Annotated in this window: 23 protein-coding genes; 6 read left to right on the forward strand and 17 right to left on the reverse strand. The window is 45.0% G+C overall.

Annotation, left to right across the window (positions count from 1 at the left end):
- Window positions 1-115 precede the first annotated feature (115 nt).
- The 11 genes from BUB18_RS13500 to BUB18_RS13550 form a co-directional block, all read right to left on the reverse strand.
- The gene (locus BUB18_RS13500) at window positions 116-853 is read right to left on the reverse strand and encodes an HAD-IIB family hydrolase (RefSeq protein ID WP_073081708.1); all 738 of its coding nucleotides are present in this window, start codon (window positions 851-853) and stop codon (window positions 116-118) included.
- Window positions 854-972: 119 nt separating this feature from the next.
- Window positions 973-1,926 (reverse strand): DUF6528 family protein, encoded by a 954-nt coding sequence (locus BUB18_RS13505; RefSeq protein ID WP_073081711.1) that lies wholly within the window; start codon window positions 1,924-1,926, stop codon window positions 973-975.
- Window positions 1,927-2,023: 97 nt separating this feature from the next.
- Window positions 2,024-2,737, reverse strand: a complete 714-nt coding sequence (locus BUB18_RS13510; protein WP_178372135.1) for a pirin family protein — start codon at window positions 2,735-2,737, stop codon at window positions 2,024-2,026.
- Window positions 2,738-3,008: 271 nt separating this feature from the next.
- Entirely contained in the window at window positions 3,009-3,419 is a 411-nt protein-coding gene (locus BUB18_RS13515; RefSeq protein ID WP_073081717.1) for an OsmC family protein, read from the reverse strand.
- 299 nt (window positions 3,420-3,718) lie between these two features.
- Window positions 3,719-4,249 carry a YceI family protein gene (locus tag BUB18_RS13520; protein ID WP_073081719.1) on the reverse strand — a complete coding sequence of 177 codons (531 nt, stop codon included), beginning with the start codon at window positions 4,247-4,249 and terminating at the stop codon, window positions 3,719-3,721.
- Window positions 4,250-4,316: 67 nt separating this feature from the next.
- Window positions 4,317-5,186, reverse strand: coding sequence for a pirin family protein (locus tag BUB18_RS13525; RefSeq protein ID WP_073082729.1), 870 nt, complete (start codon window positions 5,184-5,186; stop codon window positions 4,317-4,319).
- A 246-nt stretch (window positions 5,187-5,432) separates the two neighbouring features.
- Entirely contained in the window at window positions 5,433-6,338 is a 906-nt protein-coding gene (locus BUB18_RS13530) for a helix-turn-helix domain-containing protein (RefSeq protein ID WP_073081722.1), read from the reverse strand.
- Entirely contained in the window at window positions 6,331-7,122 is a 792-nt protein-coding gene (locus BUB18_RS13535) for a segregation and condensation protein A (protein WP_073081725.1), read from the reverse strand. Before BUB18_RS13535 ends, BUB18_RS13530 begins: the two co-directional genes overlap by 8 nt.
- Before the next feature lie 120 nt (window positions 7,123-7,242).
- Window positions 7,243-8,190 carry a DUF3078 domain-containing protein gene (locus BUB18_RS13540; RefSeq protein WP_073081728.1) on the reverse strand — a complete coding sequence of 316 codons (948 nt, stop codon included), beginning with the start codon at window positions 8,188-8,190 and terminating at the stop codon, window positions 7,243-7,245.
- Between the two features lie 101 nt (window positions 8,191-8,291).
- Complete coding sequence (mscL, locus tag BUB18_RS13545) at window positions 8,292-8,720, reverse strand: large conductance mechanosensitive channel protein MscL (protein ID WP_073081730.1); 429 nt, start codon at window positions 8,718-8,720, stop codon at window positions 8,292-8,294.
- A 77-nt stretch (window positions 8,721-8,797) separates the two neighbouring features.
- Window positions 8,798-9,544, reverse strand: a complete 747-nt coding sequence (locus tag BUB18_RS13550; RefSeq protein WP_073081733.1) for a PPK2 family polyphosphate kinase — start codon at window positions 9,542-9,544, stop codon at window positions 8,798-8,800.
- A 119-nt stretch (window positions 9,545-9,663) separates the two neighbouring features.
- Between BUB18_RS13550 and BUB18_RS13555 the strand changes: the two genes are divergently transcribed.
- A complete protein-coding gene (locus tag BUB18_RS13555) occupies window positions 9,664-10,539 on the forward strand; it encodes a DMT family transporter (protein ID WP_073081736.1) in 876 nt (291 codons plus the stop codon).
- A gap of 56 nt (window positions 10,540-10,595) precedes the next feature.
- Here BUB18_RS13555 and frr read toward each other — a convergent pair whose 3' ends face one another.
- Together frr and BUB18_RS13565 are read right to left on the reverse strand one after the other, a co-directional pair.
- Window positions 10,596-11,159 (reverse strand): ribosome recycling factor, encoded by a 564-nt coding sequence (gene frr, locus BUB18_RS13560; RefSeq protein ID WP_073081739.1) that lies wholly within the window; start codon window positions 11,157-11,159, stop codon window positions 10,596-10,598.
- Window positions 11,160-11,284: 125 nt separating this feature from the next.
- On the reverse strand, window positions 11,285-12,442 hold the full coding sequence (locus tag BUB18_RS13565) for a glycosyltransferase family 4 protein (RefSeq protein ID WP_073081742.1): 1,158 nt from the start codon (window positions 12,440-12,442) through the stop codon (window positions 11,285-11,287).
- Window positions 12,443-12,605: 163 nt separating this feature from the next.
- Between BUB18_RS13565 and BUB18_RS13570 the strand changes: the two genes are divergently transcribed.
- On the forward strand, window positions 12,606-13,442 hold the full coding sequence (locus BUB18_RS13570; RefSeq protein ID WP_073081745.1) for a transketolase: 837 nt from the start codon (window positions 12,606-12,608) through the stop codon (window positions 13,440-13,442).
- A 103-nt stretch (window positions 13,443-13,545) separates the two neighbouring features.
- Here BUB18_RS13570 and BUB18_RS13575 read toward each other — a convergent pair whose 3' ends face one another.
- Both BUB18_RS13575 and rbfA read right to left on the reverse strand, forming a co-directional pair.
- Complete coding sequence (locus BUB18_RS13575) at window positions 13,546-14,769, reverse strand: FtsX-like permease family protein (RefSeq protein ID WP_073081748.1); 1,224 nt, start codon at window positions 14,767-14,769, stop codon at window positions 13,546-13,548.
- A 39-nt stretch (window positions 14,770-14,808) separates the two neighbouring features.
- Window positions 14,809-15,207, reverse strand: coding sequence for a 30S ribosome-binding factor RbfA (gene rbfA / locus BUB18_RS13580; protein ID WP_073081750.1), 399 nt, complete (start codon window positions 15,205-15,207; stop codon window positions 14,809-14,811).
- A 91-nt stretch (window positions 15,208-15,298) separates the two neighbouring features.
- On the opposite strand from rbfA, the gene BUB18_RS13585 reads away from it, so the two are divergent.
- Both BUB18_RS13585 and BUB18_RS13590 read left to right on the forward strand, forming a co-directional pair.
- Window positions 15,299-17,131, forward strand: coding sequence for an ABC transporter ATP-binding protein (locus tag BUB18_RS13585; protein WP_073081752.1), 1,833 nt, complete (start codon window positions 15,299-15,301; stop codon window positions 17,129-17,131).
- A gap of 171 nt (window positions 17,132-17,302) precedes the next feature.
- On the forward strand, window positions 17,303-18,829 hold the full coding sequence (locus BUB18_RS13590) for a glycosyltransferase (protein WP_073081755.1): 1,527 nt from the start codon (window positions 17,303-17,305) through the stop codon (window positions 18,827-18,829).
- A 91-nt stretch (window positions 18,830-18,920) separates the two neighbouring features.
- On the opposite strand, the gene BUB18_RS29975 is transcribed toward BUB18_RS13590, so the two are convergent.
- Window positions 18,921-19,442: a TraR/DksA family transcriptional regulator gene (locus BUB18_RS29975; protein WP_245805663.1), complete on the reverse strand. Its 522-nt coding sequence runs from the start codon at window positions 19,440-19,442 to the stop codon at window positions 18,921-18,923.
- Between BUB18_RS29975 and BUB18_RS29980 the strand changes: the two genes are divergently transcribed.
- Window positions 19,426-19,959 carry a hypothetical protein gene (locus BUB18_RS29980; RefSeq protein WP_245805664.1) on the forward strand — a complete coding sequence of 178 codons (534 nt, stop codon included), beginning with the start codon at window positions 19,426-19,428 and terminating at the stop codon, window positions 19,957-19,959. The genes BUB18_RS29975 and BUB18_RS29980 overlap by 17 nt on opposite strands.
- On the opposite strand, the gene ileS is transcribed toward BUB18_RS29980, so the two are convergent.
- Window positions 19,956-23,282 (reverse strand): isoleucine--tRNA ligase, encoded by a 3,327-nt coding sequence (ileS, locus tag BUB18_RS13600; protein WP_073081758.1) that lies wholly within the window; start codon window positions 23,280-23,282, stop codon window positions 19,956-19,958. The two genes, BUB18_RS29980 and ileS, sit on opposite strands and share 4 nt — an antisense overlap.
- Window positions 23,283-23,535: 253 nt before the next feature.
- Between ileS and BUB18_RS13605 the strand changes: the two genes are divergently transcribed.
- A complete protein-coding gene (locus BUB18_RS13605) occupies window positions 23,536-24,000 on the forward strand; it encodes a PepSY-like domain-containing protein (protein WP_073081761.1) in 465 nt (154 codons plus the stop codon).
- The last annotated feature ends 498 nt before the right edge of the window (window positions 24,001-24,498 follow it).

Raw genomic sequence — 24,498 nt, forward strand, 5'->3', positions numbered from 1 at the left:
CAGCTAAGCATTCCATTATCCAATTAACAGTTTACACCAGTCTATTGTTACGCTACACGTTTTGTTTTTCTAAGTTACACACTTTATCACGATTAACTGATAACAGCTAAATGCACTATTTTATTGTCAGATTTTCAACGATTGCAGCAAATGCACGGTGCATGCTCATTGCTTCGAGGATGCCGGCTGCGCCTTCTCTCTGTGTCTGTAACACGTGGGGCATATGGGCAGTCAGGTTTACCAGCTCTTCCTCTGCTCCGCCAACCACCACACCAGTGATACCGGTTTCATACATCGCGAAATCATTCATGGTATCACCCGCAATCAGCACATCCTCTTCCGGAACTCCCAGGTGCGCCAGTAACTTTTGCAGCGTATAGCCTTTATTTACTCCCTTGGGCATAATATCGAGGTAAGTACCGGCAGATAGCAGCAGATCGCAGGATAATTCAGTCGTAAGTGCCTTTGCGTGCGCAATATCCGTCCCTTCATCATAGCGGAAAGTACAGCGAAATTGCTGATGCGTATCTTCCTGAATCAGTCCGTTTACGATAGCCATCCTTTCCCGCACCTGTTCACCGGGCCATAAGGCTGCAATGCGTGACTGTATTGGTTCCACCATCTGCATCGTTTCCAGGTGGGTAACGGTAGCGCCTACATCACAAATAATGTATTCCGGGCGGGGTAACGGCAACCGGGATTCTTCCAGCAATTGCAATACACTGTTCACCCCTCTTCCGGTCACAAATACTAATCGTAAATCTTTGTTTTCGCGAATGATATCATACAGTAAAGTTCTGTCCGCATCGGTCCCCCCTAAAAAGGTACCATCAAGATCTGTCGCCAGCAGCATAGAAATCTAATAGTTTATCTCCGGTGAAGGTAGCCAAAATAGCTGAAATGGTTGTTCAGTACGGCTCAACTTTCCACGCAGGTAGCAGGCAGAGTGCCTGCTACCCGTGGTTTTATCTGTTACCTGCAATATTGTAAATCTTTTTTGTCAGGATTGCCAAACGTATCCGGTAATACCCACCTTGCTTTATATATTTTCAATCCTTTTTTCAGGAAGACGGTATGGCCTTTGGCATCAATGACCTCGTCCGTCCACCAGGATTCCTTTGGCAAGGCACATATGGTCGGATATCCCCCGGGACCTGAGGAAACACTCTTGACATTTTCCTGAATAATGTCTTTTGCAGGAATGGTTTTATTGGTTTTCACATCAAAGTACCATACGTTGGTGCTATTGCTTAACCATAATAACCTTTTGCCATACACGGGATACAGGTCATGCGCTTCAGTGCCCGGCAGCTTTACACGGACTTCCGGTTGCAGATCCGGGGCATTACAGTTGTTATTGTAGGAAAACACCAATATAGAGTCCATGGCAGCGCTGTAGAGCTTCTTGCCGGCAGCATCCCACACTACGTTGTGTGCAAAGTGTGCCCATATCTTTTTTGCATATACATGTTCCGGAAAATGAGTAGTATCGGTTTTAAATACGGTCAGAAAATTTCCGGTGCTGGATGCACTTACAATATTTCCATCCGGCAATATTTCTGCGGAGTGGGTATTTCCACCGGCGTAGGCATAAAAAACAGTTTTCTTATCTGCCACACGGATCAGCGCTACGCCGCCACCAGAGGCTGCCATCAGCACATACCTGCGATCGTACACCATTTTTGCTTCGCTGGGATTACTGAACCATTTCACATCGGAAGGTCGTACGTTAGAGTTTTCCGGTTTCCATTCCCAGATGATATTACCGGTTTTAGTATCGGCAATAATGATACGATGCTGTGATTGTTCGGCGGCCACAATACATCGGTCGCATGCGGTAACGGAATCTTTTTTATCATTGTTCTTAGCTGAGGTGGCAAGCGCCGCAAATAAGCCAGCCAGCAGCAACAGGGTGGTTTGTTTCATGCGACTAAAATAAAAATTCATCGCAGAGAAAGAAAATAAAAAGGGCGACCGGTAAGCGGTCACCCTTATTGAATGGGTTAGTATATAGTATCGAATATTATTGCAACATAGGCACATCTATTAACAAAAACTCTGCCGCTTTGTTTACTTCGATGTCCAATTGCTCGTATTCAGATACACCTATAGCATCCCTTTCATGTAGTATTTCATCGCCAACCTTTGCTTCACCACTTATCAGAAACAGGTAAGAACCTTGTCCCTGCTGCTTTGGCGTGATAGTAATTTTTTCGCCCGCATCAAAATTCCCGAGAGAAAACCAGGCATCCTGGTTCAACCATAATTTACCACCTGACTGCTCAGGTGATACTACCACCTGCCATTTGTTATACCGCTGCGCAGGGTCAAACGTCTGCTGATCGTAGCGTGGCTGCACGTTTCTATACTTAGGGAATACCCATATCTGCAGGAATTTCACCTCTTCGGTTTTTGAAGCATTGAATTCAGAATGCACAATACCGGTACCAGCACTCATGATCTGCACATCATTCTTATTGATGATCTTATCTCTTCCTGTATTGTCTTTATGTGCAAGCGCACCATCCAGTACGATGGATACAATTTCCATATTATCATGTGGGTGAGCACCAAAGCCCATTCCACCTTTCACCTGATCGTCGTTTAATACGCGTAAGGCACCGAAGTGTATTGATTCGGGATTATAGTAGTTTGCGAAGCTAAAGGTATGATGTGATTTAAGCCAGCCGTGATCTGCGAATCCTCTGTCTGCCGCACGATGTATGATCTTGTTCATAATTGCTCCTTTATTTTTTTACAATACAAATATCGTACATACACAGGTGGTACAGAATGGATTATAGGCTGTAAAGTGTGGACTTTTTGTGTGCTAACCCGCAACGGTTCCAGTCTTTACACAAGCCGAAGGCAATACTTTTCCAGGTACTCCATGGTGTGGGTGGCCGCACACAGCGCCCTTCACACCCACTTTCCGTGGCCGAAGGCCACGGATAAGAAAAAAGAGGCCGCCACTGGCAGCCTCTTTCAACATTATATCACAGTAATGCTTACACCAGGGTAGCATCCATTGTAATCTTGGTATTCAGCAGTTTGGAAATAGGGCAATTTGCTTCCGCATCTTTTGCGAACTCAGCAAATTTCTCAGCATCCAGACCCGCTACGCTTGCCTTTACTTCGAGGTGACTTTCAACGATTGCACCGTTTTCGAAAGTGATGGTACATTTGGTATCGATGTTACCTGGGGTCAGACCTGCACCAGAAATGATGAAGCTCAGTTTCATGGTGAAGCAGCCAGCGTGTGCGGCTGCGATCAGTTCTTCAGGGTTTGTACCTGCGCCATCTTCGAAGCGGCTGCTGAAAGAATATGGCGTGTTATTGAGGGCGCCGGCCTGGGAAGTCAGTGTACCTTTACCTTCTTTACCTGTTCCTTGCCAATTGGCAGATGCAAATCTTTTCATGTTTAATATTTTACTTTTTTGCGGTGAAAATAGCAGTGTAGGCCGCCAAATTACAAATTAATTCCGGGATTTTAACGGAAGCTAAAAAGGGCTATCATACATAATAATGCATGAAAGCCCTTTTCTGTTCCTTTCTATTGGCTTTAAATTACTTCTACGAATTCTTCCAGTGGCTTACGTACTTTTTTAGCATGTTGCATCGCATCATCATCTGCTCGGAATCCAACTACTGCAATCACTGTGGCAGACAGTCCCCTTTCTTTAAGTCCTAATATTTCGTCGTATTTTTTGGTAGTGATTTATGCTTGTTGTTTTACCATTTGTACACTTGCCAGTAATTTCACCTCGTCGCTCAGCATTACGCCACCGGTTTCGGTTACTGCGTGGAAAGTAAGGCCGAAATCCTTACGGTTGATTTTACCGCTCAGTTCAAAACCTGCTTTCGTCTGGCCCCATGGGTCCACTACTTCGCCACCAAATTCTACTTTCAGTTCTACCGGGCGGGTATTATCGCGGATGGTGAGGTCGCCAATCAGTTTATAATTTTCGTCGTCCACTTTTTTCACTTCTTTGGAAACGAATTTCAGTTTAGGATACTTTTCAACTTCGAAGAAGTCGCCCTGCAGCAGGTGCTGATCACGCTGTGCATTTTGTGTGGTGATGCTGTTTACATCTGCTTCGAAAGCGATTTGTGCATTGGAGAAGTCGTTGCCATTTGTTTGCATGGTAGCATCAAAAGCGCCGAATTGACCGGTAACAGTAGTGATCATCAGGTGTTTTACTTTAAACTGAACATCACTGTGAGTAGGATCTATTTTCCAGGTTGTCATAAACTATGTATTGAGTGTTATAAATTGTTTTTTAATTCTTTTTATTTTTCGGGAGATGTTAATGCTGTTACAGGAAGCCCATCTTACCAGCATTATAGTCTTCGATGGCCTGTACAATTTCTTCTTCATTATTCATCACAAAAGGACCATAAGCGAAGATCGGCTCATCAATAGGCTCACCGCTGAGCAGGAGGATGCTGGCGTCTTCATTAGCTGTGATGGTAATATCAGTACCATTCTTATCAAAGAATAATGTTTCTACGGCTGTGCCGGCAGTCCCGTCGAAGTCAGCTTTTCCCTGCATCACTACCGCCATGGTATTAAAATGAGCGGGAAACGAAGCGGTTACGGTGTCACCCTGTTTCAGTTGTACATCCAGTACGTTTACCGGGGAATAGGTGCTGGCGGCGCCTTTCTGGCCGTTAAACTCTCCGGCGATTACGCGGAGGTAACTATTATCGGATAACTGAACTACCGGTATCTCTGCTTTGGTGAGGTTTTGATAATGCGGCTGATGTGATTTGTATTCCTTTGGCAGGTTTACCCACAACTGCGCCATTTCTACCTTTCCACCTTTTGTGCTGAATTCCGTTTCATGTTTTTCTTCATGCACAATACCATTTGCAGCGGTCATCCACTGTACATCCCCGGGCGCCAGTTTACCATAGCTTCCGGTGGAGTCGCGGTGTTCCAGGGCTCCCTGGTATACCACGGTAACAGTTTCAAAACCTTTGTGCGGATGCTGGTCTACACCACGAGGTCTGTTGGTAGGAGGGAAGTAGGAAGGAGCGCCGTAGTCCATTAAGATAAATGGGCTTACCCGGTTATGCTCATTTCTGGTTCCTCCAGGCAGTACGCTGTGTACCCTGAATCCATCACCCACCATATGAGGGGCAGGTGCTTTATAAATGTCTGTTACATGTTTTACTGTTTTCATATTGTTGTCCTCCATTAAGACAATACAAAATTACGCGTTGCAACACCGATGTGAAATGGATAAAACTCATTGAGTAATGGACTTTTTTTGGCCACCAACATCAGAAGTAATGCCGGGGGGGCGGGGACAGCCGTCCCCGCCCCATTTTCTCCTCGTCTGCCGAAGGCAGACGAGGAGAAAATGGCAATAAACAATAAAAGCCGGGTACACCCGGCTTTATAAATATCATTCAGTTGAGTTAAAGTCTTATGGCTGTGGATTCACCGCCCTTGAAGCCTCTTTAAACTCAGAAGGGCTCTGATTCGTATACTTTTTAAAGAAGCGGCTGAAGTAATGAGGATCTTCAAAACCAAGCTTATAGGCAATTTCCTTAGCCGTGAGGTCAGTAAAATGAAGATAACGCTGCGCTTCCAGAATTACACGGTTGCGGATATGCTCCCCTGCGGTAATTCCAGACAACTGCTTACTGATTTCATTCAGCAACACTGGCTTTATGTATAAGAGACTCGCATAATCTGAAACATTCTTCAAATCTACGTACTTCTCTTCTATTAAATTCTTGAATTTGAGGAAGATCGAGCTATTATGCGCACTGGTTTGCTCTGGCGTGGAAAGTACACTTTCTCCCTTAATACGTGAAGCCAGTACGAGGAAATAACGCAGGAGTCCATGCAGGGCAGTATCGTAATCAGGCTCCTGCAAGCTCAGCTCCTTCATCATCAGGCCAATAACCGCTTCAAAATCCACGGATTCTTCTGCGCTGAGGGTAATGATGGAACTAAACTGATTATTGAAAAAAAGGCTGGATTTAATCGCTGAAACCTGGTCCTGATCCCGCAGGCACATGAACGAATCCTGGAAGGCAATCATATATCCTTCAATCTTCTCGCTGGAGCGGATATTATGTACCTGCCCCGGCGCCAGGAAAAACAAGGTGTTATCCTTTACTTCATGAATGACAGAATCGATAGTTTGGGTAAGTTTTCCACTTTTAATCCAATAAATGGTATAGAAATCATGCCTGTGCGGCACTCCTATCTGCTGGAAAAAAGTATTTCCCAACTCACACAAACCAGACACAATAAAGGTGGGGTTCGTATGTGCATAGTCCGGCAAGGACACAATTTCAATATTACCACGTTTCTCAGCCATCGATTACTACTCCTGCAGGTTCTTCCTCCCTGTCGGAAGGATCTACGTATTCAATAATAAAATTATTTCTTCCTTCGCCCACCATAATTCCCAGGTGCTTCATCTGTACCAGCTCCAGCATACTGAGGAACAGGAAAATAGCATGCACCCTGTCTTTACAGTGGTCAAAGATTTTCTCAAACGAAAGCGTTCTTTCTGCGCGGGCCAGTTCTTCCATGTACATCCTGGACCCTTCCATGGTATAATCGTACTTATACACTACATGCTGCGGCTTGTTATCCCGCTCTTTCATGCGCTGCATCACCTTCTCAAAGGTTTTCGCCAGCTTAAAAAGAGTCAGCGTCTGCACCTCCGTACCTTCGCTGGTAGCCTCACCAATTTCGGCAAGCTCCTTCTGGATATTTCCACGTTTCAGCGCCAGCAACCTGTCGGCCTCCATTTCAGCCAACTCCATGGCAGCCTGCTTGTATCGCTTGTATTCCAGTATCTTATCAATCAATTCCAGTCGCGGATCAATCTCATTTCCCTGCTCATCTAACTCCTTGCGCGGCAACAACATCTTGGCCTTAATACGCATCAGCGTGGATACAAACAAGATAAACTCACTTGCCAGTTCAATATTGAGGGACTCAATATGATGGATATAATCCAGGAAGTCCTGTGTAAGCTTGTTGATCGGGATATTGTAAATATCCAGTTCATCACGTTCGATGAAAAACAACAACAGGTCAAACGGTCCTTCGAACTGTGGTAGTACTATTTTGTATGTGGATTGCTCTGCCAATGATAAAGTTTTATTTTATGCTTGAGATGCGTCACTCAATCTCCGGAGCAGGAGAGCCGGTGGTCCTCCTGCTCCAAAAACTATAATAAATCCTATCAAAAGTAACAAAAATCCGACGAATCAAAACTTGGCGGCAAACCCGATCCCAATCACCTGCTTGATCTGTAATCTGGCGCCCTCAACACCTGTTTTGCTGTCTTTGATCTTGGTATCATCATCATAGATCATATCCAGCGTCAGCAGGGCGGAAATCCATTTATTCACCTTGAGTTCCAGGGCATTAGTGAAAAAAACATCCACGTTTTGCGGATTATTGCGGTAATCAGAGAAAAGATCTAACCGGCCCTTGTAGGTCATATTTTTAGCGAACGTCTTAATGTAGTTGGCAGAAAGGTAAGCCCCCATCTCATACTTCATGTGCTTGCCGGTATCCACACCGTATGCGCCCTGGTTAGCCAGGTACTGATCCATTACCACCACGAAGCGTGCCGTAACCGGCGAAAGAAACAGTGAAAATTCTTTATTGGGCTTGTAATCAAAACCCGGTGATACCAACACGTAGGCCGGCGCAAAAAAGGTAGAGTTATACTGTGGCGTGGTGTCAGACGGATATGAATAACCATCAGTAAATTGTGTTCTCAGGTTCACCAGGCCGCTTACATACCAGTTTCTGCCAATGTCGTACCCATATTTGGAGGTAAGGTCTATACGGTCGTCGCTTTTGCGGCTGCCCAAGCTGGTAGTATTGATATACCCATAGGCCAGATCAGCCACATTACTCCATTCTCTACGGCCTTTTTTATAGTTGGCCCATGCAAAAATGGTGGAACCCAGAGAGAAAGAGAAGTTATCACCACCCGCAGCCCAGTTGCTCAGTGATCCCTGGTTGATATTCACGTTTATGTTCATACCCTTAAACCAGAGCTTGGGAATAGTATCCTTATCATCTCTTTTTTTCAGCTTTTTGGCAGCTTCCTCTCTGTCGGTCTTCATCCAGTCATTCTGCGCCTGCACAGTTGTACAAAACACGCACAAGAGGCATGCAATGGATAAAGTAAATTTTCTCATCAATTTCAATTTTTAGTTAGGATAATACAAAACGTAAAAGAAAAGAACCATGATGTTGCATGATCCTTTTCTTACATTATTATAGCGTATATGCGATAAGGTTATTTGGATTTGATAGCATCGCGGATTTCGATGAGCAGCTTCTCCTGTGTGGTAAGCTCAGCAGGAGCAGGGGCTTCTTCCTTCTTACGGGTGAGGCGGTTCATAAATTTCACCAGGAGGAAAATACAAAAGGCAATAATCACGAAGTCTAGTACACTTTGCAGAAATGCTCCCCAGGCCAGCACGTTCACACCCGCGGCCTTGGCTTCTTCCAGCGTTTTGAAGTCAGTGGTGTTATTGAAAGATAACACAGTGAATTTATCTTTAAAGTTCACACCGTTTAAGAAAATACTAACGATAGGCATTAATAAATTATCCACGAGTGATGTAACGATCTTTCCAAAAGCACCTCCAATAATCACACCCACAGCAAGATCCATTACATTGCCCTTTAAAGCAAATTCTTTAAACTCCTTAATGAACGACATAATGAAAGGTTTTAGTGGTTAAATTTTCTGTGAACAAAATTACTATTTATTGACGGAACACATTCATTGACAATTTATTATTTCCTTAACCGGGGGTATTTCATCTTCAATGATTTCAGTGTATCCCTTAACGTTAATGCGATTACGTATTCCTTATACCAGTTCTGATCTGCCGGCACTACCATCCAGGGAATATAATTACAGTTGTTGATGGCATCTTCGTAGGCATTCATATACTTATCCCAGAGTTTGGATTCGGCAAGGTCCTGTTCATTATACTTCCACATTTTCCGGGGATCTTCCGTACGTTCAATGAGCCGCTGTTGCTGTGCTTCATGCGATACATGCAGGTAAAATTTAAGTATCTGTGTATTCCCGTGTACTGCCAGCAACTTTTCAAAATCATTGATGGCATCCATGCGCTTGTAGGCTGTTTTATCGTCAATCCATTTATGTACCCGCTGGATGAGAATGTCTTCATAATGCGACCTGTTAAACACCTGGATCATTCCTTTACCTGGCGCCTGCTTATGCACACGCCACAGGAAGTCGTGATCTGTTTCCTCCGGAGAAGGTGCCTTAAAGGAATATACGGTAACGCCCTGCGGGTTTAATGTACCGGTCACATTCTTGATCACACCATCTTTGCCGCTGGCATCCATCCCCTGCACAATCAGTAATACGCTGTGCTTATGTTCTGCATACATTAAGTTCTGCAACTCATCCAATTCTTCCAGAATCTCTCTCGTAACTGCTTTGGTTTTTTCTTTATCAAATTTTTTGGGAGCTGAGGTACTGATATCTGCTAACTTGATTTTGCCCATAGCTAATTGGTTCTTATTTTAAATGTAACAAAATGTAGCCAGTAGTGTTGACTTAACACGCTATTCTTTTTGATATCTGGCTGTATAATCTGACCTTTGCACCCATAAAATCCTGCCAATTGAACCAGCGAGTTGTCAACTGGAGCATATTTCTGCTATTATCTCTTACATGGGGAAGCTCCTTTATTCTAATGAAGATAGGTCTGGAAGCATTTAGCCCTTACCAGGTTGCCAGTTTGCGACTGGTGGCCGCCGGCGTGGCCTTACTTCCATTCCTGCCCAAGGCACTGAAGGCTACGCCTATACGCAAACTGCCGGTGATTATTCTCTCCGGTTTGCTGGGCAACGGTATCCCCGCTTTCCTCTTCTGCCTCGCGGAAACGCGTATCGATAGCTCACTGGCGGGCATCCTGAATTCACTTACACCGTTGATGGCGCTAATCACCGGCTTCCTGATTTTTAAGGTTCCGGTGAAAAAAGAACAGCTGACAGGCGTATGCGTGGGGTTACTGGGTGTTGTACTGCTGTTTTCCAGTAAAGGCGTTGCAACAGACAAATACTGGTACTATGGCTTACTGGTCATAGTAGCCACGGTGAGTTACGGTGCCAATATCAGTCTGGTAGGCCATCACCTGAAAGGTTTCGGGTCCTTACAGTTGGGATCTATTGCCATGTTCTTCTGTGGTTTATTTACGCTACCGATACTGCTTTATACTGATTTCTTTCCCCAGTTTGCAGGAGCGCATGCACCCTGGCGCTCCCTGGGCGCGGGGTTGGTGCTGGGAGTAATGGGCACCGGCGTAGCAGCAGTACTGTTTTACCTCCTCATCAGAAGGGCAGGGGGGATGGCTGCTTCAATGGTCACTTATGCGCTGCCAATAGTAGCAATGGGCTGGGGCTTCCTCGCCCATGAGCCCATTACCTGGATGCAGGTGGCCTGTATGTTTATCATACTATTTGGAGTATACCTGGTCAACAAAGCAAAAAAGGCATAAAAAAAGCTCCGGATGGTGATCCGAAGCTTTTTTAAATAATATTATTGCTGATCTGATTAGATAGCCATGATTTCTTTCTCTTTGGCTTCACAATGTTTGTCGATCAGGACAATATTTTTATCAGTCAGTTGTTGTACATCAGCTTCTGCATCCTTGGCGGTGTCCTCACTCAAACCATCTTTCTGCAGCTTTTTGATACCTTCAATGGCATCACGACGGATATTACGGATGGCAACTTTCGCCTGTTCCCCTTCACCGTTCACTCTTTTCACAAATTCCTTTCTCCGCTCTTCTGTGAGTGGGGGCAGGAATAAACGGATGATTACACCGTCGTTCTGTGGGTTCAGACCAATGTTAGATGCGATGATCGCTCTTTCGATCGGCTGAAGCATATTTTTTTCCCAAGGTTGAATAGTCAGCGTACGCGCATCAGCTACAGCAACATTGGCCACCTGATTCAGTGCAGTGGGAGCACCGTAATAATCAACATAAATACCATCCAAAATTTGTGGATTAGCTTTACCAGCTCTGACTTTAGTCAATTCCACTTCCAGGTGCCCGATGGCTTTTTTCATCGAGTCCGCTGCATCATCAAGGATAAGCGTTAGATCGTCTTGCATAACATAAATAGTTAAGTGCCTGCAAACCTACAGGATTTCTTTTAATCGTCAAAGTATAGCTTCTATTTATACCGATTAAAAAAGGGTAGCAATGCCTTGCTACCCTTTTAAAGTATGTTTTGCGTTTACTTATCTTGTAAGACCCCGTCGTTTGTCACTCTTAAAATCTTCGGTGGATGCTGAGGGGCCGCATTTTCTGGTACAGCCACCTGCAGATTCAATGCTGCCTGAGCAGCTGCAACAGCTGCCAGCTTACGCTTACGCGCTAAATACAAGACCCCGGTAAGACCCATGGCGGAGGTACCTACCACAATGATCATAGCGGTAGTTCCAATTCCCTGTAAAGCAAACGCTGCTGCTATGTAGATAGCATTCACGGTTACAGATACAAGGGTGGTTTGTTTATGGTTCAGTTTCAGATCCAGCAGGTAATGGTGGATGTGATTTCTGTCGGCAGAAAAAGGAGAGCGGCCTTGCAGCATTCTTACCGCAAATACACGCAGGGTATCAAATAAAGGCACAATCAGGATGGCAATAGCCACACCTGGTGTTGCGGTTACTGGCATTTTCCCAACAGGATTACCAGCCACGTCAATAAACTTGATAACAAGCACGGCGTTTACCAATCCAATCAGTAAAGAGCCGGTATCACCCATAAATATTTTTGCAGGAGAGATATTATAAATCAGGAAACTGGCCAGTCCACCCGCCAGGGAGAAGCCCAGCACCGCATAGGTGATTTCGCCCACATGCAGGAAGTAAGCTCCCAGGATGGCACTCACCAGCAATCCGATACTACCTGCCTGACCATCCACCCCGTCTATCAGGTTAAATGCATTGATAACCACGATGAAGGTAAAGTAAGTGAGCATCAGGCTGATACTGGTCGGCAATTCATAAATACCCAGAAATCCGTACATATTTGAAATCTGCAGATTTCCCAGGTAGATGATAGCGAAAGAAGCCAGTAATTGGCCGATCAGCTTTTTAAGCGGGGACAACCCAACGATGTCATCTTTCATTCCCACCATAAAAATGATGAAAAATGCGGCCATCATGTATTGGAAAGGAGAGTTCTGCAGCACGGGTACGCATACCGCAGCTGCAATAATGAAACCTGAGAAAAAGCCCATTCCACCAAGGGTTGGAATCCGCTTTTTATGAGCCTTTCTTTCATCCGGTTCGTCGTAAAGGTGCTTTAACTCCGCAACTTTAATGAGTATTGGAATTGAAAAATAGGTCACAACAAAACTTAGGACGGTAGCAATTAATACATTCTCCATTTATCGGGGGGTTAGAGTGCAAAGATATTAATTTCAATGAAATGTGTAAATATTCGCTGAAAAAATAAAGATTTTGTGATATTTTGGACCCGCAAAAAAACATTCAAACGCTACAATTCTATGAAATTCTTATAGTTTTGCGGCTCTAAAAATCACAAGTATCATGCCACAGCTCCAGGATATAGCTTCACAGGTAAGAAGAGATATAGTACGAATGGTACATGGTGTTCAAAGTGGACACCCAGGTGGTTCGCTCGGCTGCGCCGATTTCCTGACCGCCCTTTACTTTAAGATTATGGATCATAAGCCTACGCCGTTTGACATGGATGGCAAAGACCAGGATCTGTTTTTCTTATCAAATGGTCATATCTCCCCGGTATTCTACAGCGTACTGGCACGTTCCGGATACTTCCCGGTAACTGAGCTGAGCACTTTCCGCAAACTCAACTCCCGCCTGCAAGGTCACCCTACCACCCACGAACACCTGCCAGGTGTACGTATTGCCTCCGGCTCTCTCGGCCAGGGTATGAGCGTTGCCATCGGTGCCGCACTGAGCAAAAAACTCAATGGCGATAAACATATCGTGTTCTCCCTCCACGGTGATGGTGAACTGGAAGAAGGCCAGATCTGGGAAGCTGCCATGTTTGCCCCTCACCATAAAGTAGATAACCTCATCATCACCATCGATGCCAATGGTCAGCAAATCGATGGTACCACCGCTGATGTGGCAGGCCTCGGTGATATCGGCGCTAAGTTCGAAGTATTCGGATGGCACGTTATCCACATGGATGGTAACAATATGGACGAAGTAGTAGCTACCCTGGAGAAAGCCAAATCCCTCACCGGACAAGGCAAACCTATCTGCATCATTATGAAAACAGTAATGGGCGAAGGGGTCGACTTCATGGAAGGCCACCACGAATGGCACGGTATCGCTCCGAACGACGAGCAACTGGCCAAAGCACTTGCACAACTCCCTGAAACACTGGGCGATTACTAAATCAAGATATCTATCCATAAAAGGAAAAGGAGGCCACTGGCCTCCTTTTCCTTTTAAAAAAATTAGCCCGGCCGATGGCCGGGCTAATTTTTTTAAAAGATTTTTATGTCGCCTTCAACGCCATCAGTTCCCTGGATGCCCGCCTGGCCGGTATCCAGCTCGCAGCCGTTCCTATAACAAGAATAGTGATCAACACCAGCACAAAATCTCCCCAATACATGATTACCGGGTACGCATCTACGAGAAAGGACTGCCCATCCAGCTTAATTAACCCGAAATGCTGCTGCAATAAACAGAAAACTACTCCCAGCCCGCATCCCAGCCCTCCGCCAATCCCTGCAATAATCAACCCCTCCGCCAGGAAAATCCGCATAATCAGTGAATTTCTTGCCCCCATAGCCTTCAGAATGGTGATATCCTTCTGCTTCTCTATCACCAGCATATATAGCGAACCTACCATGTTAAAGGCTGCTATCACCAGGATAAAACTCAGGATCACATATACCACCCACTTCTCCGTTTCCATGATGGCATAGAGCGACTGATTCTGCTCAAAGCGGGTCTGTACTTTATAGTCAGGTCCCAAAACTGCCACGATTCGCTTCTTAAGCTGATCTTCGCTCAAACCCGGTACTGCCGCCACTTCCAGGGCCGACATCTCATCCGGCCCCATCTCCAACAGCTTTCTAAGGAAATCGATATGGGTAATCACATACTTGCTGTTAAACTCCTGCTGAATGGCAAATGTCCCCCGGGGATATACAATTCCGCTGTTGAGCGCCTCCTCCGGAATGGTGAAGGATGTAGCACTGCGCCGCGGCACGTACACCGTAATAGGCGTCAGACTATGCTTTACATCTACCCCCAGCGCACCTTCCAGCTCCAGTCCCAAAACAGCGCCGTAACCATCTTCATCGCCGGTATTAAAGTCTCCCCTGACAATTTTACCCTGTAAATCAGCTACCCTGGTATAATTACTGTCTACCCCTTTCAATACGGCAATCGTAGGCTCGTCTCCGTAACGGAGCACCGCCTTCTCCTCAATAACAGCCGTATAGGCCGCCACACCAGGCACTTCGGCGATATGCTTTAGCTGCACTGCATTCAGCCGGATCGTTTTACCGCTCACCGGCGCCACCTTAACAGATGGGTAAAAAGAAGAATAAAGAGATTTTACAAGGCCTTCAAATCCGTTGAATACACTCAGGATTACAATCAACGCACCAGCACCCACCGCAATCGCTCCCACACTCACCCAGGCGATGATGTTAATGGCATTGGTCGACTTCTTGGCCCAGAAATATCGGGATGCAAATTGCCAGATCATATGGATAAGCCAAAAGCCCCGCCAGTAGCGGGACTTTTATTATTTTGTGTCTTTATTGATATCAGAATTTCCTTTGATATTGGAGTCATCTTCCTTAATCTTCTTGAATAACTCCTCCATTTTGAACACATAATCCAGGGTTTCATCCAGGAAGAAAGTCAGTTCCGGTACCCGGCGCAGCTGCTTGCCCACCCGCTGTCCCAGCGCTTTCTTGATTTCACCCATACGCTCGTTGATACGGCCCAGCATACCATCCTGATCTTTGATCTGGAACATACTCAGGTATACCTTCGCCTCCAGCAGGTCCGGCGTCATCTTCACGGCAGCAATGGAAATCATTCCTCCTTCCAGTACGTTGAAACCCATCCGCTGGAATATATCACTTAATTCCTCCTGAATTAACTGTCCAATTTGTTTTTGCCTCTTAGTTTCCTGCATGTCGTTCAGTTTTTTCGTTAATAAATACGGGCACCGGTGCGAAATTAACCTATTTTTGCCTGTTCTTACAATCAAGACTAAAGAAACAGGGATGAAGACTTTCAAGCGATTATTAAGATATGCAACGCCGCTGCATCATTACCTGCCTGAATATGTGATTTATACCATCATCGGTATTATATTCGGTCTGGTGAATTTTTCAGCATTAATTCCGCTATTAAACCTGCTGTTTGACCAGGTATCACCGGAAGAAGCAGCAAAAAATCTGATTAAACCAACATTCAGCCTTTCAATAGACTACTTCATCGGATTATTTAAATTCTACCTAAGTGGTTATATTTTAGAAGATAAAATGCGTGCCCTGATTTTTGTGGGGTTATTCATCGGAGCTACCACTACCATCGCCAATGTAGGCCGGTACATGAGCGCACGCGTGATTACACGGCTGAGAATGAATATGCTGGAAAAGGTACGTAACGACCTCTATAAAAGATTGACGGAGCAATCTCTCTCTTTCTTTCACAACCGCAAAAAGGGAGAACTGCTGACCGTGATCTCTTCAGATGTGCAGGAAATTGAATCCAACGTAGTAAATGGCGTACAGGTATTGCTGCGCGATCCCTTTATTATCCTGGTTTACTTCGCCGGCTTGTTTTACCTGTCCACCAAACTTACCTTGTTTACCATTTTCTTTTTCCCGGTATCTGGCCTGATCATCTCCTTTATCAGCAAAAAACTGAAGCAGAAAGGCCATTTCAGCCAGGAATGGTTGTCTAAAACCATTAGCGTATTTGAAGAAAGTATCAGCGGTGTCAGAATTATTCAGTCTTTCAGCGCTACCAGGTTTATGCAGCGCAAGTTTGGTAATATTAACCATCAATTTATTGGTATCAGCCGCTCTATGTACAACCAGCGGGAGCTGGCTTCCCCAATTTCTGAAATACTGGGGGTGGCAGTGATTCTGATACTCATTATTTATGGCGGCAGCCTCGTTATCGGCGCTAATCCAACCATGCAGGGAGCTGAATTTATGACCTATCTGATTTTCTATTCTCAGATCCTACAGCCGGCAAAAAATATTTCCACCGCCATTACCAACCTGCAGAAAGGCCTGGTATCCAGCGAACGTATTTTCGATATCCTGGATGCCCCGGTTGAAATCACAGAAAAACCGGGTGCCGAACCGATTAAAACATTTGAGAATAGTATTGTTTATAAAGATGTCGATTTCTCTTATGGTCAAACACCTGTACTTAAAAATGTAAATCTCACCATCGCTAAAGGCCAGATCATAGCACTTGTTGGACGTAGTGGCGCGGGTAAATCTACCATGGCCGACATCCTCCCGCGCTTCTACGATGTAAAAGGAGGTTCGGTAAGTATTGACGGTAAAGATGTAAAGGATTTGAAGCTCGATGATCTTCGTGGGCTCATGGGAGTGGTATCTCAGCAGGCGATCCTGTTTAATGATACGGTGTTTAACAATATTGCCTTCGGCTACCCGGATGCAAAACTGGAAGATGTGATTCGCGCAGCAAAAATTGCCAATGCACATGAATTTATCGAACGCCTGGAAAATGGCTATGAAACATCTATCGGTGATAGTGGTATGAAACTCAGTGGGGGACAACGTCAGCGCCTCACCATTGCAAGGGCTGTATTCAAAAATCCACCTATCATGATCCTGGACGAGGCTACCTCCGCATTAGATACCGAATCTGAAAAACTCGTACAGGAAGCACTGGATAAACTGATGGAAAATCGTACCACTGTGGTAATTGCCCACCGACTCAGCACCATCCAGCATGCCACCGAAATTATCGTGATGGAGCAAGGCGAAATCGTGGAAAGAGGTAATCACCAGGAACTGCTGGCCAACGATGGTATTTATAAGCGTCTGGTAGAGATGCAGGAGTTCAAGTAACAATAATATAACGTCATAGAATATACGATTGGCGGCACCTTCACGAGGGTGCCGCCTTTTTTTGGGCCGCAGTAGCGGGTTTTGTGGTATCGTTTTTGTTATAAGGCCTGCTGATAATGCCAACCAGCTCTTTGCAGCTTTATTTTTTTAACCTTTAACATAGCGAACCCTATGATATCAGTCGTAATTCCTGTATTAAACGAAGGCGCAACTATTCGCCAGGTTATAAAAACGATAAAGAAGACATCCCGACAGATAGAAATAATTGTGGTAGATGATAACTCTACAGACAATACAGTAGCTGAAGCGATGAAAGAAGAAGTGCGTGTCATTACCAGTAGCCAGCGCGGCAAAGGTATTTCCATGAGGGAAGGAATGATGGCAGCAAAAGGAGATATTATTGCCTATGTAGATGGTGATATTCTTACTTACCCCGACAATATTATTGACTTATTAACCATTCCTATTGAAAGTGACGAAGCTGATTTCGTTAAATCCTACTTTGAAAGGCAGGCGGGCAGGGTCACACAACTGGTGGCCAAGCCGCTGCTGAGTATTCTCTATCCGGAACTTGCACATTTTCAGCAGCCACTCAGCGGTATGATTGCAGCCAGAAAAAACCTGCTTACCACGGTTCATTTTGAAAATGATTACGGCGTTGATATTGGGTTATTGATAGATGTGCACCTGCAAGGTGCACGCATCAGGGAAGCGAACATTGGTCGCATCGAAAATGCCATGCAAACGTGGGAACAGCTTAGTAAAATGTCCCGGGAGGTGTCCCGCACAATTCTTCGGAAGGCAGAAAATATTCCTTCGGAAAACCTGGAAACACTCGGTAATATTAATGTGATCAGGGAGCAGATGGAGTATTCTATCCTCGAATCCATTGAGAAAATGGAGAAGATGGTCATCTTCAACCTGGATCATGCTGTATTCACACAGGACTACCTTCATTGGGCAGCCATCGCGTTTGATGAGGAACAACGCTACCTGGCTATTCAGGCTGCTGAGCTTTCACCGATAGAGCGACTGAAAAAGATCACTGCTTTGTTTGAAGGCCGCAACCTGGCGGAGTTACTGGAAGTGGCGGATGCCATTCCAATCATTCCCGGAATTGAAGCGGTGGTATATGAGTTAAAGCGCAGGGGCTATGTTTGCGGCCTTGTAACGGAGAGTTATGGCTGCGTAGCACGTCACATCAAAAACAAGCTGGGAATGGATTTCGTATTTGCCAATAAGATCCAGCTGATCAACAGTGTGTCTACCGGTGAGTTTACGCCTGGCAATCATTTCATGCAGTTAGGCACCTATAGTAAGCAACATTTACTGGCGCATATTTCCAAAGAATATGGCATTGCCACTCAGAACATCATTTATGTGGGAGATGGTAAGCACGACGAACAGCTGCTGGTAAATGCGGGGATAGGTGTTGCCTTTTGTCCACAATATCAGCGCTCAGCTGTAGAAAAGATTGCTGATAAAATCATCACGGGTCTGTCACTGCAACCATTGCTGGAGATTGTACCAGATGTAACACCTGTTAAAAAAGGTATAAAAATTCCGCCGATTAAGCTGGATAAGCGTCAGGCTACCCGGATTGGAATTGGGAGTCTGGTAGGCCTGGGTGCCGCGGGGTTACTATATTTAGCACTCCGGTACCGGAGTAAGGACAAAAAAGTGAAGGAAGCCTGTTAAAACTGAAACGGTAAAGCAGTACATAAAAAACAATGCGCCCTCTCACGTAATATGAGAGGGCGCTTTATTTTTACGCTTGTGCGTGTAAAGCTTATTTGCTTTTAGCCAATTTGGCTTCGATGCTAAGGGTAGCGTGAGGTACTGCTTTCAAACGTGCCTTATCGATGAGTTTACCGGTTACGCGGCAAATACCGTAGGTTTTGTTTTCGATACGTACCAAAGCTTTTTCCAGGTGATCGATAAACTGAATCTGGCGACTGGCCATCTGGTTAAGTTGTTCTCTTTCCTGAGAACCGCTACCATCTTCCATGCTCATATATTTGTTTTCAGTATCATCGGTACCGGCTTCATCCTTGCGGGTGATCAGGCCTTGCAGGTAGATCAGTTCTTTTTTAGCTGCCTCTAACTTTTTGAGGATAAGGTCTTTGAATTCCTGCAGGTCAGCATCACTATACCTGAATACGGGTCCAACCGGAGCATCGGGTTGATCCAGTACGGATTTGGTAAATTCAGGTTGGTAAGCTACAGTTGCGCCGGCTTTTACACCTTTTTTCTCGGTTTTCTCAGCCTTTTCAGGTTTGGCGGCTTTTTCCGCTTTGGCTGATTTTTCCACCTTTACAACTGGTTTCTCCGCTGCTTTTTTTGCGGATTCTTTCTCCTTAGCAACTTGTTCCTTTTCTGCTTTCTTTACTGCCATCGTTTTAAGTTCTTTTTCTTCTGACTTAGAAATTAATGGTTTCTGTGTTTCAGCGGAAACGCTTTTGGTCACCACTAGCTGCTTTGCAGCAGGTTCTTTTTTTACGGTCGATTTTGCAGGTACAGCAACTTTTGCTTTAACGGACGGTGTTTTGCTTTGGAGGGCAGTAGCCTTCTTAGCAACTGGCTTGGCGGCCGCCGGAGCGGCCTTTTTTGCGGAAGATTTCGCTACCACGGCTTTAGAAGCAGCTGGCTTTACAACTTTGGTCGCGGCCGGTTTCGCTGCCGCTTTTTTAGGAGCGGGCGTCGTTTTCTTAGCCGGAGCTGGTGCAGCTTTCTTTGCTGGTGATGCCTTCTTTTTGACGTCCTTCGCCGAAGCTGCCTTTTGGGTCGATTTGCTAGCAACCTTCTTTTTTGTTGCCATGGGGGATTAGCTTTTTTTGTTAACTAATACATTGAATTTAAGGTCGTTCACCTCTACTTCTGTACCTTCTTGTAGTGCTGCTACTACATCCAAGCTATCTGCCAAAATTTCCGTGCAAATATAGTCATTATAGTTAATAATCGCTGATTTCAGGGAATCTACCGCAGCTACTTTAACATCAATTCTGTCAGTTAGTTCGAAGCCGCTGTCTTTCCGTATCTTCTGAATACGGTTAACCAGTTCCCTGGCGTTACCTTCATCCTGCAGTTGTGGAGTAATAGTTATATCCAGTGCTACGGTAAGTGCACCTTTATTGGCTACTGTCCATCCAGGAATATCTTCGGAAATGATCTCAACGTCAGAGAGTTGTATCTGCACCTGCTCGCCATCCACTGTTAAAGTATAATGACCCTCTCTTTCCAGGGCAGCAATGTCAGCATCCGTAAAGGCAGTGATTGCCGCGGCTACCGCTTTCATTCTGGCTCCCATTTTAGCGCCGAGAGATTTGAAGTTAGGTTTAATCTTTTTCTTGATGAAACCTTCCGTTTCCGTAAGATAATCAATCCCTTTAACATTTACTTCACTTTTTATCAGGTCCGCCACTTTGGCGATTTGTTCCTGCATGTGAGCGCTTGCTATCGGAATCAGGATCTTCTGCAATGGCTGACGCACCTTGATATTCACTTTCTTACGTAAAGACAATACCAGGGAAGAAATGTCCTGGGCCAGCTGCATTCTCTCTTCCAGGTCCGGATCGATCGCCTCCGGTTGAACCACAGGGAAGTTAGTATGATGGATAGAAGCGGCACTGTTGCGTCCGGTAACCTTGTTCAGGTTGTTAAACATCCAGTCGGTAAAGAATGGAGATACCGGAGCCATCAGCTGAATCACTTTTTCCAGGCATTCATACAGCGTCTGGTAGGCACTAATCTTATCATGTTCATAGTCCCCTTTCCAGAATCTGCGGCGGCACAAACGAACGTACCAGTTACTAAGGTGCTCATCCACAAAGCGTTCAACTGCACGGCCTGCCTGAGTAGGCTCGTAATCGTCGAAGTAAGCGGTGGCATCTTTCACCAGTGAGTTCAGTACAGAAATGATCCAACGATCAATTTCCGGACGTTCTTCCAGCGGTATATATGCTTCCTTGAAAGTGAAATTATCCAGGTTAGCATACATTGCGAAGAAGTTGTATGTATTATAAAGTGTGCCAAATAATTTTCTCTGCGCTTCTCCCACACCTTTCACATCGAACTTCAGACTGTCCCATGGGGATGCGTTGGTGATGAGGTACCAGCGTGTAGCGTCCGCTCCATACTGGGCTATCGTTTCAAATGGGTTCACCACGTTACCGAGGCGTTTACTCATTTTCATGCCATTTGCATCCAGCACAAGGCCGTTGGAAACTACCGTTTTGTAAGCTACGCTGTCGAACAACATCACGCCAAGTGCGTGCAATGTGTAGAACCATCCACGAGTCTGGTCCACACCTTCAGCAATGAAATCCGCAGGGAACGCTTGACGACCGTCAACCGCCTCTTTATTTTCAAAAGGATAATGCTGCTGGGCAAAAGGCATGGCGCCTGAATCAAACCATACGTCCACCAGATCCGGCTCCCTCCGCATAGGCTGGCCAGCATCGCTCACCAGGATGATGTCGTCCACATATGGTTTATGCAGGTCCAGGATACCTTCGTGCAGGTACGACTTATTCACATCTCCGCCCAGCACTTCGTTGGCTTTGCGGATCTCGGTATTCAGCTCCTCGATGCTGCCGATGCATTTTTCCTCCGTACCATCTTCTGTGCGCCAGATTGGCAATGGAGTACCCCAGTAACGGCTGCGGCTCAGGTTCCAGTCCACCATATTCTCCAGCCAGTTACCGAAACGCCCGGTACCCGTGAAGGCAGGTTTCCAGTTAATAGTTTTATTCAGCTCTATCATCCTGTCCTTTACTGCAGTGGTTTTAATGAACCATGCATCCAGCGGATAATACAGTACTGGTTTATCTGTACGCCAGCAATGCGGATAGGTATGCTCATACTTTTCCACCTTGAAAGCGCGGTTTTCTTTCTTCAGCTTCACCGCGATGTCCACGTCTACATCCTTGTAGTCAGGATCATCTTTGTAATTTTTTACATATCTACCGGAGAATTCACCGACGTTGTCAGTGAATTTACCCTGTTTATCCACGAGTGTCAGGATGCCCAGGCCATATTTCTTACCGACGCGATTATCATCCGCACCAAAAGCAGGAGCTGTGTGTACGATACCGGTACCATCTTCGGTGGTAACGAAGTCGCCCACGATAACGCGGAAAGGATCACCTTCCTCAGGTTGGGTATAAGGCAGCAACTGTTCGTAGCGGATATTCTCCAGCTCTTTACCTTTAAAGCTGGAAAGTATCTGCCATGGAATAATTTTATCTCCTTCTTTATAGGCATCGAAGTCAGCATTTTCCCCTTCTGCCTTAAAATATTTAGGCATCAGCACTTTTGCCATTACTACGTTAATAGGCAGGTGGGTGTACTGATTAAAGGTTTTTACCAATACGTATTCAATATTACCACCAACGGTCAAACCGAGGTTGGAAGGTAAAGTCCATGGGGTGGTGGTCCATGCGAGGAAGTAGACTTCATCGTTACCGGCTGCATCAAACAGGAACTGGGAGTTCGCTGCTTTCAGCGCTTTGAACATGGCCACAACGGTGGTATCCTTTACATCCTTATAGGTGCCTGGCATGTTCAGCTCTGCTGAACTCAAACCGGTACCGGCAGCAGGAGAGTAGGGCTGGATACTTACGCTTTTATATAAAAATCCTTTCTTATAGAGGGTTTGCAAGGCCCACCAGAGGGATTCGATATAGTTGTTGTCGAAGGTGATGTAAGGATGCTGGAGATCTACCCAATAACCCATCTTCCGGGTCAGTTCGTCCCACTTATCCTTATATTTTAATACTTCTTTGCGACAGGTGTCGTTGTATTCAGCGATGGAAATCTTTTTACCAATATCTTCCTTGGTAATGCCCAGCATTTTTTCCACGCCCAGTTCTACTGGCAAACCATGGGTATCCCATCCGCCTTTACGTTTCACCTGGAAGCCCTGCATGGTTTTATAGCGGCAAACAAGATCTTTCAGGGTACGTGAAATCACGTGGTGAATACCAGGCAGGCCATTGGCGCTTGGTGGGCCTTCATAAAATACAAACGGAGTAGCTCCATCACGAACTTCCACGCTTTTCTCAAAAGCCTGGTGGAGCTCCCACTGCTGGAGTATATCTTTCTCTATCTGAGGTAAATTCAGTTGGTTATATTCCTGATATTTGCTGGACATAAAACAATTCCCCGCCCTTTGATGTTATATGATACAATAATTGATTAAAATTGTGCGAAGTTAATAAAATAGGCTGGGACCGAAAGACGTTAGTTTACATAAATTACCGGATTTCGAACTTTTTTTGTAGATATTTTAGTAATTTACAATAAAGTATGGTTATTTTGCGTTTTTGGCATTGTTTTGGTGTCAATTAGGAAGAATTGAGAAACCTAGTAATTAATTTAACCCAACGACAAAACCATATCTTATTATGAAAAAGTTGACGTTAATTTTTTGCGCGGTCTTGGTCTCTTCCGGCATAACTTTTGCACAGCAAAAAAAATCAGTTAAGAAAACAAAAACTGTTACGCATAAGGTGGAAGCACCAGTGGCAGTAAAAAGCTCTTTTGAACAGAATTTTGCAGGTACAACTGACGCCAAATGGACAAAGACTAGTGCCGGATTTTGGAACGTTAGTTTCCTGAAAGAAAATATTAAAACTGTTGCGCAGTACAATGCAGACGGTGGCTGGATAAGCACCAGAAGTGAATACAACGCACAGTCATTACCGGAGTCAGTGTCAACAACACTAAAGACAAAATATCCGGAAGCAACTATCAAAGATGGTTGGAAAATAGAAAGGGCAGATGTTGCTGCCTACTATAAGGTTAATATTCAGGACAATGGTGCAGATAAGGCAGTGCTACTGAACGACGCAGGCACCATCACTGAATAACATTAAATTCGTATTTCATAGGTATAGGGATAAATAGGACAGACCCTGCTCTTTTGGGCGGGGTTTTTTCATTTTTGGGTTTTGGGGACTTTTGGGCCTTCGGCCCTGACGCGGACTTTTTCTCGCCAAGCAGCATAAGCAGCAAAGGATTGTGTTTTGTTGTTTTAAGGATTTAAAGGTTACGGTTTGTTGTATTAAGCGTTGGATCCTGATACTTTTAAACGAGCATTATTTATTTTTCTTATTTGATAGGCGGTTGCCCAACCATTATGAATCTTAATACTACACCTACTAACCATATTTTGATAAAGAACCTTCGTATTATGTAGTATCACTCCAACATAATCTCTGACCTAATTTCTGCATAATCCCAACAAAACATCTCCCTTAAAATAACAAAACACAATCCTTAGCTGCTTACCTGCTTTGCCACTTTGCGAGAAAAAAAGACAAAACACAATCCTTTGCGGCTTATTCACCTTACGCCACTTTGCATGC

The organism is Chitinophaga jiangningensis (genome assembly GCF_900142605.1).
Classification (GTDB): domain Bacteria; phylum Bacteroidota; class Bacteroidia; order Chitinophagales; family Chitinophagaceae; genus Chitinophaga; species Chitinophaga jiangningensis.

Coding starts and splice junctions, on each gene's coding strand:
- BUB18_RS13500 (WP_073081708.1), bottom strand. CDS start 853: ATGCTGCTGGCGACAGATCTTGATGGTACCTTTTTAGGGGGGACCGAT.
- BUB18_RS13505 (WP_073081711.1), bottom strand. CDS start 1,926: ATGAAACAAACCACCCTGTTGCTGCTGGCTGGCTTATTTGCGGCGCTT.
- BUB18_RS13510 (WP_178372135.1), bottom strand. CDS start 2,737: ATGAACAAGATCATACATCGTGCGGCAGACAGAGGATTCGCAGATCAC.
- BUB18_RS13515 (WP_073081717.1), bottom strand. CDS start 3,419: ATGAAAAGATTTGCATCTGCCAATTGGCAAGGAACAGGTAAAGAAGGT.
- BUB18_RS13520 (WP_073081719.1), bottom strand. CDS start 4,249: ATGACAACCTGGAAAATAGATCCTACTCACAGTGATGTTCAGTTTAAA.
- BUB18_RS13525 (WP_073082729.1), bottom strand. CDS start 5,186: ATGAAAACAGTAAAACATGTAACAGACATTTATAAAGCACCTGCCCCT.
- BUB18_RS13530 (WP_073081722.1), bottom strand. CDS start 6,338: ATGGCTGAGAAACGTGGTAATATTGAAATTGTGTCCTTGCCGGACTAT.
- BUB18_RS13540 (WP_073081728.1), bottom strand. CDS start 8,190: ATGAGAAAATTTACTTTATCCATTGCATGCCTCTTGTGCGTGTTTTGT.
- mscL (WP_073081730.1), bottom strand. CDS start 8,720: ATGTCGTTCATTAAGGAGTTTAAAGAATTTGCTTTAAAGGGCAATGTA.
- BUB18_RS13550 (WP_073081733.1), bottom strand. CDS start 9,544: ATGGGCAAAATCAAGTTAGCAGATATCAGTACCTCAGCTCCCAAAAAA.
- frr (WP_073081739.1), bottom strand. CDS start 11,159: ATGCAAGACGATCTAACGCTTATCCTTGATGATGCAGCGGACTCGATG.
- BUB18_RS13565 (WP_073081742.1), bottom strand. CDS start 12,442: ATGGAGAATGTATTAATTGCTACCGTCCTAAGTTTTGTTGTGACCTAT.
- BUB18_RS13570 (WP_073081745.1), top strand. CDS start 12,606: ATGCCACAGCTCCAGGATATAGCTTCACAGGTAAGAAGAGATATAGTA.
- BUB18_RS13575 (WP_073081748.1), bottom strand. CDS start 14,769: ATGATCTGGCAATTTGCATCCCGATATTTCTGGGCCAAGAAGTCGACC.
- rbfA (WP_073081750.1), bottom strand. CDS start 15,207: ATGCAGGAAACTAAGAGGCAAAAACAAATTGGACAGTTAATTCAGGAG.
- BUB18_RS13585 (WP_073081752.1), top strand. CDS start 15,299: ATGAAGACTTTCAAGCGATTATTAAGATATGCAACGCCGCTGCATCAT.
- BUB18_RS13590 (WP_073081755.1), top strand. CDS start 17,303: ATGATATCAGTCGTAATTCCTGTATTAAACGAAGGCGCAACTATTCGC.
- ileS (WP_073081758.1), bottom strand. CDS start 23,282: ATGTCCAGCAAATATCAGGAATATAACCAACTGAATTTACCTCAGATA.
- BUB18_RS13605 (WP_073081761.1), top strand. CDS start 23,536: ATGAAAAAGTTGACGTTAATTTTTTGCGCGGTCTTGGTCTCTTCCGGC.